Origin of the sequence: Vibrio scophthalmi (genome assembly GCF_040869025.1) — a bacterium.
In the GTDB taxonomy this organism is placed as follows: Bacteria; Pseudomonadota; Gammaproteobacteria; order Enterobacterales; family Vibrionaceae; genus Vibrio; species Vibrio scophthalmi.
The window spans coordinates 1-17,192 of the sequence record NZ_CP134274.1; the positions used below are offsets into that span (position 1 = coordinate 1).

22 protein-coding genes are annotated in these 17,192 nt (G+C 47.6%); all 22 read right to left on the reverse strand.

The window, feature by feature from the left end:
• Positions 1–5 precede the first annotated feature (5 nt).
• Positions 6–536 carry a hypothetical protein gene (locus RJD38_RS21900; RefSeq protein ID WP_138223000.1) on the reverse strand — a complete coding sequence of 177 codons (531 nt, stop codon included), beginning with the start codon at positions 534–536 and terminating at the stop codon, positions 6–8.
• Between the two features lie 72 nt (positions 537–608).
• A complete protein-coding gene (locus RJD38_RS21905; RefSeq protein ID WP_367971707.1) occupies positions 609–1,076 on the reverse strand; it encodes a phage major tail tube protein in 468 nt (155 codons plus the stop codon).
• 11 nt (positions 1,077–1,087) lie between these two features.
• Complete coding sequence (locus tag RJD38_RS21910) at positions 1,088–2,233, reverse strand: hypothetical protein (RefSeq protein WP_367971708.1); 1,146 nt, start codon at positions 2,231–2,233, stop codon at positions 1,088–1,090.
• Positions 2,233–2,442: a hypothetical protein gene (locus tag RJD38_RS21915; RefSeq protein WP_367971709.1), complete on the reverse strand. Its 210-nt coding sequence runs from the start codon at positions 2,440–2,442 to the stop codon at positions 2,233–2,235. Before RJD38_RS21915 ends, RJD38_RS21910 begins: the two co-directional genes overlap by 1 nt.
• Positions 2,443–2,527: 85 nt before the next feature.
• Positions 2,528–2,821, reverse strand: coding sequence for a hypothetical protein (locus RJD38_RS21920; protein ID WP_367971710.1), 294 nt, complete (start codon positions 2,819–2,821; stop codon positions 2,528–2,530).
• Complete coding sequence (locus RJD38_RS21925) at positions 2,822–4,090, reverse strand: reverse transcriptase/maturase family protein (protein WP_367971711.1); 1,269 nt, start codon at positions 4,088–4,090, stop codon at positions 2,822–2,824.
• Positions 4,087–4,443 carry a diversity-generating retroelement protein Avd gene (gene avd / locus RJD38_RS21930; protein ID WP_130195009.1) on the reverse strand — a complete coding sequence of 119 codons (357 nt, stop codon included), beginning with the start codon at positions 4,441–4,443 and terminating at the stop codon, positions 4,087–4,089. The genes RJD38_RS21925 and avd overlap by 4 nt, the downstream gene beginning before the upstream one ends.
• 67 nt (positions 4,444–4,510) lie before the next feature.
• Positions 4,511–5,761, reverse strand: coding sequence for an SUMF1/EgtB/PvdO family nonheme iron enzyme (locus RJD38_RS21935; RefSeq protein ID WP_367971712.1), 1,251 nt, complete (start codon positions 5,759–5,761; stop codon positions 4,511–4,513).
• Positions 5,754–6,299 (reverse strand): phage tail protein, encoded by a 546-nt coding sequence (locus RJD38_RS21940; RefSeq protein ID WP_130195007.1) that lies wholly within the window; start codon positions 6,297–6,299, stop codon positions 5,754–5,756. The genes RJD38_RS21935 and RJD38_RS21940 overlap by 8 nt, the downstream gene beginning before the upstream one ends.
• Entirely contained in the window at positions 6,296–7,039 is a 744-nt protein-coding gene (locus RJD38_RS21945; protein WP_367971713.1) for a phage tail protein I, read from the reverse strand. Before RJD38_RS21945 ends, RJD38_RS21940 begins: the two co-directional genes overlap by 4 nt.
• On the reverse strand, positions 7,023–8,015 hold the full coding sequence (locus RJD38_RS21950; RefSeq protein ID WP_367971714.1) for a baseplate J/gp47 family protein: 993 nt from the start codon (positions 8,013–8,015) through the stop codon (positions 7,023–7,025). Before RJD38_RS21950 ends, RJD38_RS21945 begins: the two co-directional genes overlap by 17 nt.
• Positions 8,012–8,338, reverse strand: a complete 327-nt coding sequence (locus RJD38_RS21955; RefSeq protein WP_103176238.1) for a hypothetical protein — start codon at positions 8,336–8,338, stop codon at positions 8,012–8,014. The genes RJD38_RS21950 and RJD38_RS21955 overlap by 4 nt, the downstream gene beginning before the upstream one ends.
• Before the next feature lie 9 nt (positions 8,339–8,347).
• Positions 8,348–9,076 (reverse strand): phage baseplate assembly protein V, encoded by a 729-nt coding sequence (locus tag RJD38_RS21960; RefSeq protein WP_367971715.1) that lies wholly within the window; start codon positions 9,074–9,076, stop codon positions 8,348–8,350.
• Entirely contained in the window at positions 9,051–9,617 is a 567-nt protein-coding gene (locus tag RJD38_RS21965) for a hypothetical protein (RefSeq protein WP_367971716.1), read from the reverse strand. Before RJD38_RS21965 ends, RJD38_RS21960 begins: the two co-directional genes overlap by 26 nt.
• Entirely contained in the window at positions 9,601–10,143 is a 543-nt protein-coding gene (locus tag RJD38_RS21970) for a hypothetical protein (protein ID WP_367971717.1), read from the reverse strand. The genes RJD38_RS21965 and RJD38_RS21970 overlap by 17 nt, the downstream gene beginning before the upstream one ends.
• Positions 10,140–10,400, reverse strand: coding sequence for a hypothetical protein (locus tag RJD38_RS21975; protein ID WP_138223010.1), 261 nt, complete (start codon positions 10,398–10,400; stop codon positions 10,140–10,142). The genes RJD38_RS21970 and RJD38_RS21975 overlap by 4 nt, the downstream gene beginning before the upstream one ends.
• 4 nt (positions 10,401–10,404) lie before the next feature.
• Complete coding sequence (locus RJD38_RS21980) at positions 10,405–10,737, reverse strand: DUF2190 family protein (RefSeq protein ID WP_367971718.1); 333 nt, start codon at positions 10,735–10,737, stop codon at positions 10,405–10,407.
• 95 nt (positions 10,738–10,832) lie between these two features.
• The gene (locus RJD38_RS21985; RefSeq protein WP_367971719.1) at positions 10,833–12,860 is read right to left on the reverse strand and encodes a head maturation protease, ClpP-related; all 2,028 of its coding nucleotides are present in this window, start codon (positions 12,858–12,860) and stop codon (positions 10,833–10,835) included.
• Positions 12,841–14,325 carry a phage portal protein gene (locus tag RJD38_RS21990; RefSeq protein WP_367971720.1) on the reverse strand — a complete coding sequence of 495 codons (1,485 nt, stop codon included), beginning with the start codon at positions 14,323–14,325 and terminating at the stop codon, positions 12,841–12,843. The genes RJD38_RS21985 and RJD38_RS21990 overlap by 20 nt, the downstream gene beginning before the upstream one ends.
• A gap of 10 nt (positions 14,326–14,335) precedes the next feature.
• A complete protein-coding gene (locus RJD38_RS21995) occupies positions 14,336–14,557 on the reverse strand; it encodes a hypothetical protein (RefSeq protein WP_103189367.1) in 222 nt (73 codons plus the stop codon).
• A complete protein-coding gene (locus RJD38_RS22000) occupies positions 14,557–16,626 on the reverse strand; it encodes a terminase gpA endonuclease subunit (protein WP_367971721.1) in 2,070 nt (689 codons plus the stop codon). The genes RJD38_RS21995 and RJD38_RS22000 overlap by 1 nt, the downstream gene beginning before the upstream one ends.
• Positions 16,595–17,122 carry a hypothetical protein gene (locus RJD38_RS22005; RefSeq protein WP_367971722.1) on the reverse strand — a complete coding sequence of 176 codons (528 nt, stop codon included), beginning with the start codon at positions 17,120–17,122 and terminating at the stop codon, positions 16,595–16,597. The genes RJD38_RS22000 and RJD38_RS22005 overlap by 32 nt, the downstream gene beginning before the upstream one ends.
• Positions 17,123–17,192 lie beyond the last annotated feature (70 nt).

Sequence of the window (17,192 nt, forward strand, 5' to 3'; positions counted from 1 at the left end):
GCTCTCTACTGAAAGTAAGCCGCTGGTTTGGTTAAAAAATTGGTGGCAGCATTTACAAGGCTGCGGTAGTCGGGCAAAGGCAAGCTCATGATCTCGTCTTCTTCCAGTTCGGTAAGGTTGGCAACAATGAAACAAGCGCGTTTAATATCATCGCTGATCTTATTTGCCATTTTGGAAAGTTTGAGCGTTGGGAACTCAAAGCTAACTTTACGCTCACCAGTAAAATACAACGTCACTTCTTTTGCGGTGTCGTCTTGTTCCACATTTGCCAACTGGTAACCCGTTTGGCGATAGAAATCATAGGAAGCTTCATAAAGCGCAAGCCAATCAGGGCTTGATAGAGAATCCAACTCATCTTGGTTGAGCCCTGTTGATGCCATCACCAAGGCTTCTTTTTCTTCTTGTGTGAACGTGTCACCTTTTGGCTCAACATCCATGCTTGATTCACGGCTCATTGGTTTAACCGTGACTTGGTTGATACTTTCAATTGGCTTTAATAGCGTGAACGGACGCTCTAGGTATTCGGCTTGGCTCATGATGCCCCCAAGAAATAGGAATAAAAAAAGGTCGCCACATTTGACGACCTTAACTTGCTGAAATGGGATGAATTAAACGTTGAACTGCTCACCGCCGATATTGTACTTACCGTTATCAATATCCACGTCAGTGATAGTTACGCCGTTATCTACCCAAAGGTGCTTGGTGATCTGCCCTGTCAGGGTCAAAGTTTGCTGCTCACGCATCTTGTTAGATGAGTATTCCATGCTCACTTCACCTGTCATGGTGTGCTCTGCATCGAAACGTTGATGCTTATTCATGCCGTTTTCGCTGTAGATGATCACGGTCTTATCACCATCTTTAAGCGCGCCTTTCACAACAGACGCCATTTCACCTTTAATGGTCACTGACCATTCAGAGGCTTCATAACCAACACACACTTTCTTACCCATAAACGCACCAGGTACATCAGCGTACACCTTGGTGTATTTAGGCGGGGTAAACTCATCCATGTTGTTGGTGATCTTAATGCCGCCAGGTAGCGTTAGCGTTCTGGCGTGAGTAACTCGATTAGACATAGCTCACCTTATTAGCTGAATGTTTTGATTGCGTCATCGATGTAAACCTGCAGGATTTCATCGCTCTGATTTAACTCAATGATTGAGTGCTCGTTTGGACGGTACGCACCCCAATCAATCACCAACACCCACTCACCATTTTTGTAGCGTTGCAGATTGTTGCGGGACGCATGGAGATAACAGCGTGCACCGATGATTTCACCATCAGCCTGCAGACTAGACAGCCAGTTACTTAACTGAGCAATGCGCTGCTTGAAGAAATCGAAATCAAGGTTGTATTCCATCGTGTCACGGTGAGACTTGGTAAGCTCACGGCACAATTGGTTTTCAATACCAATAATGTTGCCAAAGCTACCATCTGCAGTACGAGTACCTAAGAACATCAAACCGCCGTTCGGGTCGCGGATAGTAACCGATACGCCTTTTTTGTTGAGGTCTACCGCTTCACTGTTCTTATCGTTGACACGGTAGCCAACAATGCGAGCGATATCATCTAGTGGGGTTGGTGCGCCGTTCGGGGTTTGAGATGGCTTCACGCTGCAGCGAGCTGCCATACCAATCACTGACGGTGGAATAGTGTGAGACCAACGCTCACCGCTAACATCAGGGCACCATACGCGCTTATGAACCGCGCCTAAAAGCTCTGCGTAAGTCTTCGCATCTACGGTGTTGGTATCAGGTGCATCCGTCCAGCCTTCACAATAGGTTTGGTCAGCCAGTGCCGCTAGTGCATTGGCAATCTCAATGCCGTGAAAGCCCGGTACCGCAACGTTGGTTGGTGCTTCTTGGCAAGCTGCAAAGGCAGCAATACCTGTCAATCGTCCAGACGGAGACACACCGCCTACAATCTTGACTTTGGTGGCGTCATCGTTAGCGCCTTCTTGTTCGATAATGACGTAACAAGGCACCTTGGCGACTTCAAGGAAGTATTTAGCACTAAAGTAAAGCACGCCCGATGGGGTTTCGGTGGTGTCAATAAGCGCCAAGTCTGCAGGCGTATATAGCTTGATAGGTTCGCCATAAGCCACGCTTGGATCTTTGTTTGGTGCAATACCAATCAAACCACCAAGCTGATTATCTACCCCGCCCATGACGCCTAGCGGTTCACTCACTTCTAATGAGATACCGTTATGGTTTTGTGTTGTGGTCATTGCCATTACTTACTCTCTTTTTTCAATTTGAGGTTTTTGTTTCTGAGGTGGTACTCAGCTTGGGATGGCGTCAAGGTGATGGATTCTCCTTTCTCGCGCCAACGCTTGAGGATGCGTTTTTCTTTGAGCATCACGTACTCTCGCGGGGCGTTCGGGTTGTCCGTTACCTGCGCTTGGGTTGTTGTGTCTGAATTTGACGCTTTGGTGTTTGCCATTAGCATGCGCTCCAGATAAAAAGCCCTGCACTAAGGCAGGGCTAAGGGTAAAATTTAGGTGTAAATCGCCTGATTAGGTGGCTGTTTAGGATTCAGATGGAAGTGGATAACGGGCTTTAATTTCAGCAACCTTATCCATCCACTTCTGCTTAAAATCATCAGCCTTGGGGTTAGCTGTTTCTAATTCGTACTGCCATTCGATGTAGAGAGGATCGGATTCGCGCTTATAAGCCTTTGCTCTTAGCCCAACGTTCTGCCCCTCTTCAAACTCTTTTTGCTGCAGCACTGACTCAATCGTTTCTGTGTTCATGCCCAGATTGAGCATGTATTCACGAGACGTATCTGAGTGCGGCGTATCTTTAAAAATGTATATAAACATCTAGTTTCTCCGAAACGGCTCGCTAAATAGAGCCTGTCTTAGTCCGTGTGAGTTGGCGTGCGACGCGTGACCAAGCCACGATTGAATGTTTTGATTGATGTCTGATAGTGCAATTTCACCATTTGCGAACTGCTTCCGATATTTCCTTAATTTGGTTTTAATGCGCTTCACGCTACTCTTTCTAAGCAGGCGATGTGAGCCATAGATTTGGTAACCAAGAAAGTCGAGTGAGCGCCCATTCTGTTTTGCAATGGGAAACACTTGCGTCTTGCTGTTGGTTTTTAGTCTGAGTCTTTGCCAAAGAAACTGCTCTATCTCTTTTCGCCACTCATGCAGTTGATGTTTGTCATTGTGAATAATCGTGAAATCATCCATGTATCGCACGTATTCTTTGGCTTTAAGCGCGCACTTAACGTATTGATCGAGCTCGTTGAGATAGATATTAGCAAACACCTGACTCGTTAGATTGCCAAGTGGAATGCCAACCCCTAGCGCATCGCTTGGGCTGTTATCTATGATGTAGAAAAGCAGCGCCTTGGTTCGATTGCATTGCAGTTTTGCATTTAAAATGCTCTTTAGTATGAAGTGGTCAATGCTTGAGAAATAGCGCGAGATATCTGCTTTTAATGCGTATGCTTTGCCGTATTTAGCTTCTACTCGCCTGATAAACTTCTGCGCTCTATCTGCGCCTTTGTGCGTACCCTTGTTTCTTCGGCAGGCGTATGAGTCATAGATGTACCGCTCATCAAACAGCGGCTCGATGACGTTATAGATGGCGCGATGAATCACTCTATCTCGAAAGTGCGGTGCTGATATCAATCTGCGCTTTGGCTCAAATACATAGAAGTGCCGATACGGCGACATTTGATACATGTCCCACATCAATTCATTCTGTAGCTCAATGATGTTCTCTTCCAGATTGTTGAAGAAAACGAGTGTTGAGTTCACTTTAGTTTTGCCTTTTCGGCATTGGTACGCTGCGTTTAGTAAATTCTCAAAATCAAAAATCTTTTCAAACGTACAGCCAATTGACGCATCAATTGGTTTGATGTGTTTTTCAGCAATGGCTGAGGCGAATGCATCCTTTTCATAGTTGCACTGGCAGCACTCCGTGGAGTGGTTGCTTCTGGCGTTATCAAGAGCGGGACGGAAACCGATGTTACTGTTCGCATTCGAACGAGCATTATTGAGGTTGAGCGCGCCCAAGCCTGCGTTCGAGCCATTGTTCCAGTTGCCTCCGCGTATCGGGAATCGATTCCGTGCATTCATAATGCAGTCGCCTGTGTTTTGGTTTTTATGGATTTAATCCAGCCGCCTATCATTTTGCCTATTTCGACCAGTTGCCCTATCCAGATTTGATACTTCTTGAGATCGAGGTATCGCAAATCTTTTGCTAGCCGAACTCGCCTTTTAAGAATGGCGAGCTCTATATCCAAATCGGTGAGCGTGGTCTTTTTGTGATAGCGTTTGAATGCGGTCACAATGAGTCGTTGAAGTTGTAACATTGACAAGCGAATCTCAGCGCCCAATACGTGCTTTTCATGTTTTGGGAACTGCTTTAGTGCTTGATAGCCGTACATCAACATTTCTCGGCATTTTTCTTCAATGACTAAGGCGGTCAAGTTAAATCCTTTCTGGTTAGATAGGTAAAGCTGGGCTACCGCCCAGCAAACAAAGCTTCAGATGGCATTACCCAAAGAAAGCGGGACGGAAACCGATGTAGCTGAGCGCATACGAACGAGCATTATTGAGGCTGAGCGCGCCCAAGCCTGCGTCCGAGCCACTGCCCCAGCTGCCTCCGCGTATCGGGAATCGATCGCCATAATTTCGAGCGTAGATTGCTCCGGCAACATTGGTGGTGCTTGCGGACTCGATTAACAAGCGACGCAATATTTCAAGCGGCTGATACCCTTCTGACTTGGTGATGGCAGCGAAATGCCCATTACTCATTGAGGCATAATCGTGGCTGTCATCATCAATTGGACCGTTTCGTTTGGTTACGGCGTTGCTTAGGATTGGTGAGCCTACATTGCCTGACGTGTTATCGCTCGGAGAGTCAAAGTAAGCGTGGTGCTTATGCCAGTTTACTTCTGCGATATCAGGGTGATTATCAAGCGTTGTGATGATTTGTCCATCGTCCAACTTCATTTGATCCAGCCACTCCCAGACATTGCCAACCAAATCTTGCACCCCAAACTCGGTATGATCGTGACCCCATGTTGCTGGTCCTTTCCCTGCGTCTGTTCGTGCGGTACCCGATGTGTCGCCTGGAGTGCCATTATCCGAACGTCGAGCGGTTTCAATTTTGTTGTCGTGCGCTCTGCCGTAATTGGTATTGCCACGCGGAACAGTTTGATTTGCGTATGCCCACAATGCGATGGCAGCCCATTCGTGAATCGACATCATGTGCCAACCTGCTCCCTTGTTCTCGCAAAGCGACTTGGCAGTGTCGTAATTCACCGAAGTTCTCGGCTGAACTCCGCCAACAACAGAGCATCCACCATTGGCGCCAGATGAAGCGAGGTACTTAGCAATCAACACCTCGCCTCGCGGTGCGCCGTTGGTCAAGAACATGGTTGGGGTTCCAGTGCCGAGCTGCAGGTCAACGCCTGTGTTTGCCAGGATGGCAGCATTCACGTCTTCATAAGTAAAGCGAGGGATGCGCACCATGATGTTTGGGTTGCCTTGATCGTCAATGATGATTGTATTTCGTCCGCCACTTGCGTCTTCGATAGCCTTTTTGTGCCCTTCGATTGCGTAGTCTGTTAGTTCACCAACCTTTTGGTTGAAGGTATTTTCAGCAGCTTGAATGGCGGAGGTTGATTTTGTTTCGACTTTTTGGATTGCTTCGAGGTGGTAAGCCGCAATTTCTTGAGATGCAGCAGTCTGCTCTTGAGAGGCTTTTTTAACTTCTTGCAATTCCGTTAATATTTCAGACATTTTCTGACTCCAATTGGCGCACTTTATCGCTCAGCTTCATGTGAGCAAACAACTGCTTTGTTTGTAGTTTCTGGGAGCGAGTAAACGCCACAGCGTCACTCATCATTTGTTCATCAATTAGGATGTTTAGATTTTCAATGCCGACGATAATTTCTAGAGAATCGGTGGGCAGGGCGGATAAATCCATTGTGAATGGAATGATTACGTGGGCGTTTGCCGCCTTGTAGTTTAGCGTTGTGCCGTGCTCAGAAATCACACCCAGAAGGGTACCAGTCGATAGCCAAATTCCAATCTCTCGAATGGAATACTCAGCGCTACCGGAGAACTTAGCAGTGCACTGTAGCGATGTTGCGCTCATGTCCTTGTATTCTGAGATTTCGACGCGCTGCTTTTCATTCTGCAGCATTTTTTGTGTTGGACTTGGGGTGTACGCTCTGTCGCCTGCAGATATCCATTTTATTTGAGCTTGAATACCGCTTTCTTTGGCGCTGATACACTCCGCTAAGCCTTGCTCGGTAATCGTTACGGCTAGGGTCATGGCGTTCTCGCTGTTGTGTAGATATGAGTTACTGATATTGGGTGAGAGCTAACCGCTGAGCCTAGATGAACTTTCCCGCTCAACTCGGTTTGATTTAGCTCTGCTTTCACTGACATTGGGTGAATGGTGACAGGGGTTGCATGCCCCATACCTAATGCGGCGCTACCTTTGACATCTAACTGCCAAAGATCGGCTTTCGTTTTAGTGTGTTGAATACTGACGCTTGGCGCACCTGCCGCTTTCATTTCAAAGGACTGAGACACACCAAACGCCAATGCGAGCTCTATTGTGTCTCTTTCCGACTTCACATGATTCAAACGCTCTATAAGTCGGTTTGCACGCTCTTGGGTGACGGTTTGATTACTCTTACCCCACGCCAACACATAAACCGTATAAGGCAATCCGCCCTCAACTTGCTTCCAGTGAGTAATTTGCGCGGTGTAGTCCACTGCATCTAATGCCTGCGCTATGCCTGCGTTGGTACCGCTAGCTTGATGGACTGAATAGGACACGTTAGTAATGGCGCGCTTTTCTGCTTCGCTGTCACTAAAAAACCAATCATTAACGCCTCGTTCTGACGCCATCAGGGGTAGTAACTCCTGAGTAGTCGTCATTGGGTCATTAATGGTAGCTAACACATCCTCGCTCTTAACAAGCGCTTTCGAGCCTTCTTCGTAGCTGCGTTCGAATGTAGTTCGGTTGTCAGGTAAGAGGGTGTCTTTATCAATTGGTTCTGACATTCACGGTCACCCCCTGACAATATGGCGCTTCAAACCAATCGCATGCCACATCGCTTACAGGACTGAGAATATTCAACCGTGTGGCGTTGTGGTTGTGAGCAATTTGATCGATGCGTGATCGCTGGATGATTCCACCCAATTTGTGTTGTTCGTCGGCGTAATCGTTGAGCGCTTTGTTTAAGCCCTCTCGGTCTATCAATCGCGTTGGTGCGGTTTCTTCCCAAGCATCAATCGCTATTGAATAGGGATTGATATCAGCACTTGCTGTCGTGATGTGATCGGACTCTTGAGCTACGTCTGGGCGGGTGCAGTATGCCAACACTGCATCTTGCAAAGCTTGGTTTGCTGAACCATCCCCGATTGGAGAAAGTACACGAATTTGCACTTCACCTGAGTTTGGCGTCACCATTCTAGCTTCGGCATCTTTCGGACGGGTTACCCCTTCTGTTGATGTAAATTCAAAGCGTTGAATTATGACGTGTTCCGATTCGCGATACACAGTGATTAAAGGTCGCTCACCCAATGTCATGGCGTGGAACTTATAGCCGGTTCTCGTTCCCGTGGTTGCCAACCCATACGGGGCTAAGCTGTAACGAAGTAATAACGACGCATCAGATTCCATCACTGCTGGAATCGGTGGGAATACCGTGTTATCGGCGGGTTGTATCACTTGACGTGTCAGACCTAAGCGAGAGACCACCAAATCTATCATTTCAGAATCCGTGGCGGTTTCTGAAAAGTTCTGCAGGTACTTGTAGTTGTCGTTGCGGGTTTCTTGCTGTCGAAACAGAATCATTGAATCTAACAGCAAAGCGGCTGACTCATTGGGGCTGCGTAAGCCCGTAGTAAGTAACTGCGCCATTTCTTCGCCAACTTCTTTCACCGCATGCGGATAGAAGAAATCATTAATAAACCGCTCGCGCATCACTTCGAATGGCTCAACGGTCAAAATATCAGGAATTTTCACCGCACTCATAACTCTAGCACCTCTTTTTGTCCGTCATACGTGTAGTGAATTTGGGTGCGAAAACCTGTGCCATGTATCCGTATATCGACAATTGGGTTCACAATGTCAGATAAATCGTTGGCAGGGTTCGCAATGATTCGGTGAATACGGTTAATGGCTTTCATGCGGTTTTGCTCATTCGCCAGTCCCATAAGCTTGCGATACTCGCCGCCCACGTTTCGGCGCTTTTCTCTTGAACCTATTTGAGTAGTGATAGCTTTCGCCAAACGGCAAGCTGCTTGCTTGCCACCCGTCACCGTTAGCCCCGTGTTGGGGTCAATACCTTGCTGCATGCTGACCTCTTACTCAATCGGGGTTTCTGTTGGCTGACCTTCGTTGTTCACTTTGTGGCGGTGAATACTGAATTTCACATTATCTATCGTGGCATCGGAAAGCGCGGCACCGTTAGCAGAGAGCGAGAACGCGCCAGGCGAATAACTCACTACGGTTGGCGTTTTCACTTGAGTGCTCACATCCAGTGCGCCCTTAATCTTCACATCACCCGTTTGGGTGTGGGTTCCTTTGGTGTTAGCTGTGCTTGCGGTTCGGTTGTACTCACTGGTTTGCATTGAAATTACATCCGATGCCTCAACCAGAAAAGCGGGGGTTATAAACTTAACTGAGCTATCCGCTTCAACTAAATAGTTACCGTCAAAATCTGACGTCACCTTGAATACATCTAAAATACTTAAAATGGTTTTTCGTGGGTCGGTGTCATCAGGAGAGAAATCAGTGCAATACGCTGCAGGCAGTGCGATTGCTTGCGCCTCATCAACGCCACCCGATAGATTCAACACCACCACTTGCTCACCGAGACTAGGCGCACGCCATTTGATCACTTCACCCGCTTCAAAGGCTATCCATTGAATGGGGGGCGATAAGTAGTCCTCATCTGAGTTCGGGGCATAATCAATGACAGCTTTAACCCCTGATACTGATTTCACGCGACCTAATCTGATCAGGTTTCTAAGTTGACGCTCAAGACCATTAACGCGCTGAGTAAGCTCAAGAACCGCTTTCGTCAGATTCATAGATTATTTGCACCTCGCTATCACCCTCTTGGGCTGTAATGGACTTAAGCAAGAACGTTTCATCTTCTAGGTTGCCGTAGCGAATGGTTTGAATGAACGTGATGGCATAACCTTGATCGTTCGTGTGCCACTTAAGCGGGTAACCTTGGATTTCTTCGGGTTCGTCTACGCAATCAAAATCAGGGTTTAGCGCTCGACTCACGCCGTTTTCGTCTTCGCCCATTTGTTCGGGGTCAACAAAATACTGACCTGTTACTTTGGCACTCACAAAACCGCCAATGTTGGCAGCTTCAACGCTTGGCTTTGATACGTTCTTAGGCACTTTGACCAACACCGTTACTTTAAGCGTGTTTTGGTGGCGTCCATCATCGGAATAACTGAACTCTTCAATTTCAGGCAAAGGCAGTTTAATGAATGGCTTGGGCTTGTCTTGCTTGTCGGGTTCGTCGTCATATTGCACTGTGGCTCTATCCCCAACGGCTTTGGTGAGCAGCGAGTGAAGCAGCTCAACATAGTCACCCAGATTATTGATGTAGCTCATCTAAAAACGCCTCTCTGTAAACGTCTTGGATTTCCGCCTCTAACTGTAGAATTTCTCTTTCCATGTCAATTTCAACATGATCGGAAACTCTCTCAACGGGCGGTGATTTGCGCTTACGGCGCTCTCCTTTAGGTAGGGGCTTTCGGCGAGGTTTTGGTTGCTTTGCCCTTTCTCGAACTCGTCTCCAAGCCAATATTGGGCTGTTATTCATGGACTGAAAAAACACTCGGTTGTAAAGGTAGTTGTTAGCAACCACCCCGCCATCAACTTGTTTGCTGTCATTGATAAACGCTATATTTATCGGCAACAGTCCATACCACATTGATGTTTGACCATCTTTAATCTTGCCTGCTTTTACGCGCCTTGAGATTGACCTTCGACTTATGTTTAGCTCTTCCCCTATCCTTTTTATAGATTCCTTAGTTAACCATTTTTGCGCGACCTTTAGTGCCACCTTGGCGCATTTGTTGATATGCTCTCTGTCAAAGTATTTTTCATCTTCTACGCTAAGGTGAATTGTCGTCATCGCTGTGGCGTCCAGTCGGTTTTGGGCTTGTCATTGAGCGGCTGCAAAGTGTGTAAGTAGGTCGAGGTGTTAAAACGCTGGCTGTTAATCACTTCAAACTTATCGCCGTTCGGGTGAACGCACTGCGTACCTTGAGCGAGCAACCCGCTGTGGTTTTTCAGTTCGTGCGTGTCGTCCTTATAGCGATAACGGCAGGGAACTGCTTCCCCGCCTATCAACCACTCTTTTGAAAAAGCCGAATCAATTAAATGATCCATTGCCTTACAAAATGCCAGGTAAGTACAACGCTTGTTTACTATGCTCAGTGATGAATGCACCAATTGGCTTATCATCAGGAGCGACGGGTTTGGTCACGGTGAACTCTTTTGCTGCTGAGTCAAAGTAAGCGTATTCACCTTCATAGCTTGGCGTGTCGCCATCTTTGAGCGGGAAGTCTACAAACACCCCTTGAACTTCGCCTGTAAACGGCTGACCTTCGTCAGCATTCATGGCAGGAACAACCAACACCACACCTATTTTTAGGGGGATGCCATATTGAACGCCGCCAGTGGGCGCGGTAAGGGTTAGATTTTCGTTGTTAGCTAGTAAGCGCATAATCTGTTCTCTTAAACGAAGAAACGACAACGCCACCCGTTAAGGTGGCGTCTCGTGGAGGTTTAACGCATAGCCTTTCGCTATGCCCTATGGAGTTAAGAAGCGGCGATAATGTTTTGTTTCATCACGCCTTTGCGATCCACTGGCTGGATCACTGAGTCGATGTAAATTCGGATAGTGGCACCGTCCGATTTCCAATCTTCTTTGGTTTCCACCTGCACGCCGTCTGCGTCTTCGTGGTAACCCTCAACAAAGGAAACATGATCGTTATGCGTAAAGGCATACGCCACATCAGTACCCGCTAGGTCAGCCAAACCTTGAACCTTGCTGAATGCTTCATACGCTTCATTTGGTTCGTCTTTAATGGTTTCCGCTTTCATTAGAGCGCTGGCTTTCTTAGCGCGCTGGTTCGACGTTAGGTAAACCTCTGGCTTAAGGTAAAGCGGGTTACCTTCACTGGTTTGCGCGTCTGCCATTTTGCCTGACATATCCGCCAGCGTTGCAGAGTCAATCAAACCGTCTACTTCATTGCCTGACGCTTTACTAAATAGCGCTTTGCCATCTTTCAGTTTCGGGTTGCTCTTAAGCAGAGCAATCAAAGAATCTGCAGGAGCTTGAGCACAGTTACGCACTGCCTTTTGGACTTGCGACGTGATGAAATCAAACTTATCGCTCATGATAAGTTCGCGGCTTACTTGGATTTCATAACCCAACGTAGAAAGCACCGCCGTATCACCGGACGCTTTTAGCTTCACTTGAGTGAACTTACCACCTTCGGTTTTCACACCAGGCTTACCAAGATCATTCATGATGAGAATGTCATTGGTACCAAATTTCATTGGTTGGCGTGTCACCAATGGCGCGTGCCATGATTCCAGATTCGCCACTTCGTTAATGATCAACGCGCCCACATGCGTTTCAATGATATCGCCTAGTGAGTGGGTGTTGTTGGTGAACGCATGAGCAACAAGCTTTTTCTTGCTCATCTGCGTTGCGTCCGTGTCGCCCACATAACCTGCATGAGCGCGCAGAGCTTCGGTGGCTGACATATGACGGTAAGGGTTGTTGTCATCCCATGAGCACGCTTTAAGGCGAGCACCAAAGTAGTTGCTAAGGTGAGATTGCGCAGCACTTGCCGTTAGTGCCGTTTGTTGCCCTGCAGGGGTTGGTGACTGTGGCTCACCACCTTCTGGCGTATCACCTTGCGGCTCTAAGAACGCCAGTAACTTAACGCGAGCAGTTTCAATATCACAATCCATATCTTCCAAACACTCAGCCTTTAGCTTTTTCGCTTTCGGGTATTTGGCAAACAGTTGGTTGATGCCTGTTTTGCGCTGCTTTTCTTGTTTCTTAAACTCTTCGTATGGCATGTCGTCATTCTCTGCGGTTAATTTATCAGGAGAGGATTGGCTTGGTTCAGCCGTTGGTGAATCTGGCGCGGTGGGTTCACCATCCTCGCCGTTGTCTTGCCACATAGCGACAAGAGAATCAGGAGCGTTAAACGCTTTTAAATGCTTAAGCTTAGGAGCGTTGAAATTAGACGCTTCTAGCGGGTTGTCTGACTGCTCGTAAATGCCAGTACAAAGCCCATACTCAACGGCCTCATTAGCACTTAACCAACAGTCAGACTCCGCGATATCTGCTCGAATATCGTCTTCTGTTTTGCCCGATACTGAGGCGAATAGCTCAATCATTTGGTTATTAATGGTTTCGGCTTCATCAGCACGGGCGCGCATTTCTGCAGCTGTGCCATAAGCCGCACCGTGGCATTGATGAATCATAAGGCGCGCGGTTGGGCGAATGTAACGCTCTTCACACGCCATGAGCACCACGGAGCTTATTGAGGCACACACCGAATCAACAATGCCCGTCACTTTGCCTGGGTAATCTTTAATGGCGGCATAAATCGCCATGCCTTCATCCACTTCGCCACCATCGGTGTGAAAATGTATCGTAAGGTCTTTGCCATCGTGCTTGCTCAGCTCATACAGCATTGTGCTTGCTGAGATTTCCCACTCCCCGATATAGCCATATAAAAAAAGCTTCACGCCCTCTGCGGAAGCTTTCAGCTTGTACCAACTTTGGGAGCCTTGAGCTTTTAACTTACTCGTCTTTTTTGCCATCTTTGCTATCCGTTTTGTTTGCGTTTTCGTCTGCAACCATCGAAAGCAGCTCGGTTAGCTCTAACCGTTCCATTTCGTCTTTTTCTTGCTTGTACATCTCAAGAATCGAACTTACATCCAAACCACGCTGAGCAAGGGCTAGCGTCAATGGCAGCATGCCAATGTCTTTAAGGATTTTGATTGAGGTTGCTTCTTTGTATGGGTCAATCCACGGCATGACCGGACCAGTAAATGAGGCGTCATACAGTGTTGACCAATCAAGGTCTTTGGGTGGAACAAGCGTTTTGCTTAGCGTGGCGGCATTAAGCCACCCCTCATAAGCAGGTCGCACATGCTGGCGAACCATTAAGGCACGCAAGATGATGTAACCCGCCCAACGGTCAATCATTTCTTGGCGTTGAGCTGAATACGACTTGTTGTAAATCCCTGTTACGGCTGAGTTATTCGCGCCAATCGTACCTGTGACATTGCGCTGTTGATGCTGCATATACACATCAGCGCTTTCAGCCCCTTTAGCCGATTCAAGCGTTTGGAACTCATCATTTTTGTTCGCTTCTAATACGTTGCCGTATTCAAAACTCAATGGTTCGTCGTATTCGTCTTCTTCACCATCATCACCCTGACCAGGTACATATTGACCGCCTGCCTTTTTGTGAACCAATACGATTCTGGCAGCAACCAAACGACCAAGACGCACCGCATCTTCATATTCTTTTAAGTTGTGAATACTGAGCAATGCGGGGGCGAGTTTTGAAATACCACGCAAGCCACCAATGCGCGTTTGCCAACGGGTGTGTAATACGTTCTGAACTTCAACAAACAATGGCTTTTGAGCAAAGGCGGTCAAGTCCGGTACAAAGTAATAACCTTTTGTGCGGTTGTACTCACCAAGCTTAAAGCCGTTAACGATGTTGTTTTTCTTGTCGTAAAGATCGGCGGGGATGTGGTCACATTCAAACGGCTCAATACCAAAAGGCACATCACCTAAATACTCATGACCATCAAAGGCGTAGATACGCGAAAAGATTTCACCATCACGAACAATCGCACGACAAATCAACTGCTCACTGTCAGCCCTCGACGTTCGACCATCCATACACCAATGGCGTGAAGACTTCTCATAAGCTCGTTGAATATGCTTTGCAAAATCAGTAGCTACAGTGCCATCTTTCAACTTTGGCTGAGGCTGCACCACCAATCCATCAGCACCAATGACATTTTTCACCACCTCATCCAATGCCGTGGCAATGATCGGGTAGTTTTCTTCAAACCATCGGGCTTGTTGCGCCAAAGGCAATTGGCTGATTTTGGCCAGTTCCTTGGCGAGCTTCTTCTCTCGCGGTGGTCGCTTGCCTGTTTTTGGTGTTAACGCTTCATAACTGGCGTTGAGCCTCTTTCTCGCCAGCATGCGCGCCAGCCCTTTCTCTGGGTCACGGTAAGCAACGATTCTATCTATAAAATTCATGCTTCCCATATCACACCCTTGCTGCGTATTGACGAGTTCGACCACGCTTTGGATTTCTTACGGCAGCTAACTGAGCTTGCAGCTCTTTGATTGCCGCCTGGACGGTACTAAGGTTTGCTCGCTGCAAATCTCGTTCGTCTTCGTCCTTGATGCGTTGACCTTGCTCTAAAATTTCTTGTTCGGTGGCTTTATAACGAGCCAAGCGAGCTTCTAAATCTGCAATGCTGCTCATTAAGTTAAACCTCTTGATATCACGCGCTTGCGTTTGCGTGGTTGCGATGCGGTGGTGTGCTCGCCTCGCGTTGAAACGTTCACGTTTATATTCAGTGGAGCCGCCCAATTTGGTGGTTTGTTCCAATCAATCGCCATTGCTCTTGTATGCCAAAGCCCTGCAAAGGCGTACTGAGCATGGTCAAACGGTTCATTGTTCTTGCCTTTCGGGCAGTACCAATGACCTTTGTCGTTTTTCTCCTCCGACAAAAGTCCGTTGTACCAATCTTGCTTAGCCCAAAAAGGAGGACGGAAATAACGAGGACTATCGCTTTGTTCATTCATCATTGATGAGTAAACAGAGCTTTTCACCACATTGGAGTTAATGTTGAGCAGCGGAATATCACCACGCGCTGCCATTGGGTGATCGCTTGACGAATCAGGCTCACTGATTTTTGTCCAGCCATCCCACTCCTTTTCTCTGAATGCTCGCGGGTTACCCTTAAGCAACAGAAAGCGGCTTTCTAAGCCTTTCTTCTGCAGCTCTCGGTAGAACTGATACGCATGAAACGTGGTGTTACCCTCGCCCTCTTCGTTATCTGAACCACCCGAATCACACAAAGTTAGGCGGGGAACGATGGTCAAATCAGTGCCATCTATGGTGTATTCTTTGTTGATCACCTTGTCGATGATTGGTAGCCAGTCATCCACATAAACATGAGGCTGTACGCGCTGCGGCTCACCCGCCTCCGTTCTCTGCTCGTTAAGTAAGATTTGAAAGCGGTCTATAGGTTGCCATTGGCAGTGCTCAGCAAATGCCGTGACTTGCACATCAAAACGGCTGTTTGCACCGCCCTGTACGTCGATGGTTGCCAGCAAAAATCGCGTATCTGCAGGGGCAACGCCTTGCGGCAACTGGTAATCCGTCGCCCTTTCTTGCAGGCGCTCACCTGTCAGCTCAGACTCAACCGCAATTGGGGTGTAAGGTCTGCCAACTGTGGTGTTAAAAAATGCCTGCAGTTTCGATTCATCCCCGAACTGCTCATAGTATTCCCAAGCATTCAGGTATTCGCGCACCATTTCAGACCAGTCATTGAAAGAAGCACAAACCCCCTCAAACCAAAATGAACGGCGGCGATTGTTTGGCGGCGTAATATCTTGCCGATTGCCTAGCTCGTCAACTTCTGACGGGTACATATAATCACCCGCCAAATTCAATTCATACTTATCGGTGGGCTGCATCTCATGGGAGCAATGAGGACAATTCGCCCTCACTGAATGCTCGTCTTTATCATCCCAAGTGAGCAACTCCCACTTTACTGGGTACCACTTATCGCAGTTTGGACAGTTCCAATACCAGACCTCACAAGAACCCTCGTTATACAGTCCGGTAACACCTCCCGCTCTTGGAGCTTGGTGGGGTTTTAAGCCCTCCTGATCTTTGACAGGGATACGAGAGGGGCTAGCTTCTGCAATGCAAATGCCATCACTACCACTTTGCAGAGTGCGCTTCGCGCCACGGGCGAACTTATCACCCTCGCTGCCGCCTGCGCCTGTGCCGTCATCCTCTGAGCGGTCATAATCGGTAAAAATAACCACCGCATAACCCTGAGCAGAGAGCGCATCATTGGTGGGTGAGTTAATGGTTACGGTGGAATCGTTTCTAAATCGCTTACGCTCAGTGCCGTTATCATGTCGATTTCCGGTCATAAGCTTTTTGATTGGCTCAGTGTTGAGCACCATTCGACCTAGCTCTTTATCCGAATAACCACGCGCAGTACGCTGACTGGCAAAGATCAAAAGAATGTCGCCAGGGTTTTGCCAAACTCGATAAAACACCACGCCATCTAATAGCGTTTTTGTTTTGGTCGAACGAGCGGAACCCATCAAAGCAATTTCTTGGCACGTACGCTCAAAAGCCGCCAATAAGGGCTTTCTCATGTATGGCGCTATGGAGGAGTCAAACTTAACCACGCCGCCTGCGTCTGCGATATAAAGGTAGGTATCGCACGCTGTTACTGCGTCGATTTCTTCTACCTCGACCACTTCTGCAGCCTCGTTAATCACTGCTCTGATGCTCTTGTAACTCATCGGCATACTCCTGAGCAGATCGAATAACTTCTTTCAACATATTAACGAGCTTGTTATCCAGCCTTTCAGAGTGTTTACCGCTCCAATCTGGACAAATCCGCTCAGCCTCGGTGGGGATTTGGCGAAATTTCTTTTTCAAAATGGCAAACATGCCTGAGAACATCGCCACGGCTTCGGCAGCTTTGACCAACTGCCGTTGTTCAAGCTCGCGCTTTTGTTGCTGACCTAGCGCCATTTCGTACTCTTTAAACTCTTTCATTGAGCCGAACGCTTGCAACAGCTCTTCAATCTCTTCGACTTTGCTATCACTCAACGTCCGATTTCGACGCCTACTTGCTTTCTTTTGCTCAACCAAATACGGCGCAAGATCTTTGCATTCGAAAACATCATTGCCGCGGTTATCTTTTCCACACGGTTTAATGTCGTTTTCTTCAATCACCTTTTTAATTGTGTTGGGTGATTTCTTCCAATAGTTCGCCGCCTCCGTTTTGTTCATTGCGTACTTGGAGGTCATAGAGAACGCCTCCTATGCGTAAACGTGAGGCATAAAAAAAGCCACTTCAAAA

What these genes read in the sequence shown, in the direction of transcription:
- RJD38_RS21900 (WP_138223000.1), bottom strand. Translation starts at nt 536, where the DNA reads ATGAGCCAAGCCGAATACCTAGAGCGTCCGTTCACGCTATTAAAGCCA.
- RJD38_RS21905 (WP_367971707.1), bottom strand. Translation starts at nt 1,076, where the DNA reads ATGTCTAATCGAGTTACTCACGCCAGAACGCTAACGCTACCTGGCGGC.
- RJD38_RS21910 (WP_367971708.1), bottom strand. Translation starts at nt 2,233, where the DNA reads ATGGCAATGACCACAACACAAAACCATAACGGTATCTCATTAGAAGTG.
- RJD38_RS21915 (WP_367971709.1), bottom strand. Translation starts at nt 2,442, where the DNA reads ATGGCAAACACCAAAGCGTCAAATTCAGACACAACAACCCAAGCGCAG.
- RJD38_RS21920 (WP_367971710.1), bottom strand. Translation starts at nt 2,821, where the DNA reads ATGTTTATATACATTTTTAAAGATACGCCGCACTCAGATACGTCTCGT.
- RJD38_RS21925 (WP_367971711.1), bottom strand. Translation starts at nt 4,090, where the DNA reads ATGAATGCACGGAATCGATTCCCGATACGCGGAGGCAACTGGAACAAT.
- RJD38_RS21935 (WP_367971712.1), bottom strand. Translation starts at nt 5,761, where the DNA reads ATGTCTGAAATATTAACGGAATTGCAAGAAGTTAAAAAAGCCTCTCAA.
- RJD38_RS21940 (WP_130195007.1), bottom strand. Translation starts at nt 6,299, where the DNA reads ATGACCCTAGCCGTAACGATTACCGAGCAAGGCTTAGCGGAGTGTATC.
- RJD38_RS21945 (WP_367971713.1), bottom strand. Translation starts at nt 7,039, where the DNA reads ATGTCAGAACCAATTGATAAAGACACCCTCTTACCTGACAACCGAACT.
- RJD38_RS21950 (WP_367971714.1), bottom strand. Translation starts at nt 8,015, where the DNA reads ATGAGTGCGGTGAAAATTCCTGATATTTTGACCGTTGAGCCATTCGAA.
- RJD38_RS21955 (WP_103176238.1), bottom strand. Translation starts at nt 8,338, where the DNA reads ATGCAGCAAGGTATTGACCCCAACACGGGGCTAACGGTGACGGGTGGC.
- RJD38_RS21960 (WP_367971715.1), bottom strand. Translation starts at nt 9,076, where the DNA reads ATGAATCTGACGAAAGCGGTTCTTGAGCTTACTCAGCGCGTTAATGGT.
- RJD38_RS21965 (WP_367971716.1), bottom strand. Translation starts at nt 9,617, where the DNA reads ATGAGCTACATCAATAATCTGGGTGACTATGTTGAGCTGCTTCACTCG.
- RJD38_RS21970 (WP_367971717.1), bottom strand. Translation starts at nt 10,143, where the DNA reads ATGACGACAATTCACCTTAGCGTAGAAGATGAAAAATACTTTGACAGA.
- RJD38_RS21975 (WP_138223010.1), bottom strand. Translation starts at nt 10,400, where the DNA reads ATGGATCATTTAATTGATTCGGCTTTTTCAAAAGAGTGGTTGATAGGC.
- RJD38_RS21980 (WP_367971718.1), bottom strand. Translation starts at nt 10,737, where the DNA reads ATGCGCTTACTAGCTAACAACGAAAATCTAACCCTTACCGCGCCCACT.
- RJD38_RS21985 (WP_367971719.1), bottom strand. Translation starts at nt 12,860, where the DNA reads ATGGCAAAAAAGACGAGTAAGTTAAAAGCTCAAGGCTCCCAAAGTTGG.
- RJD38_RS21990 (WP_367971720.1), bottom strand. Translation starts at nt 14,325, where the DNA reads ATGAATTTTATAGATAGAATCGTTGCTTACCGTGACCCAGAGAAAGGG.
- RJD38_RS21995 (WP_103189367.1), bottom strand. Translation starts at nt 14,557, where the DNA reads ATGAGCAGCATTGCAGATTTAGAAGCTCGCTTGGCTCGTTATAAAGCC.
- RJD38_RS22000 (WP_367971721.1), bottom strand. Translation starts at nt 16,626, where the DNA reads ATGAGTTACAAGAGCATCAGAGCAGTGATTAACGAGGCTGCAGAAGTG.
- RJD38_RS22005 (WP_367971722.1), bottom strand. Translation starts at nt 17,122, where the DNA reads ATGAACAAAACGGAGGCGGCGAACTATTGGAAGAAATCACCCAACACA.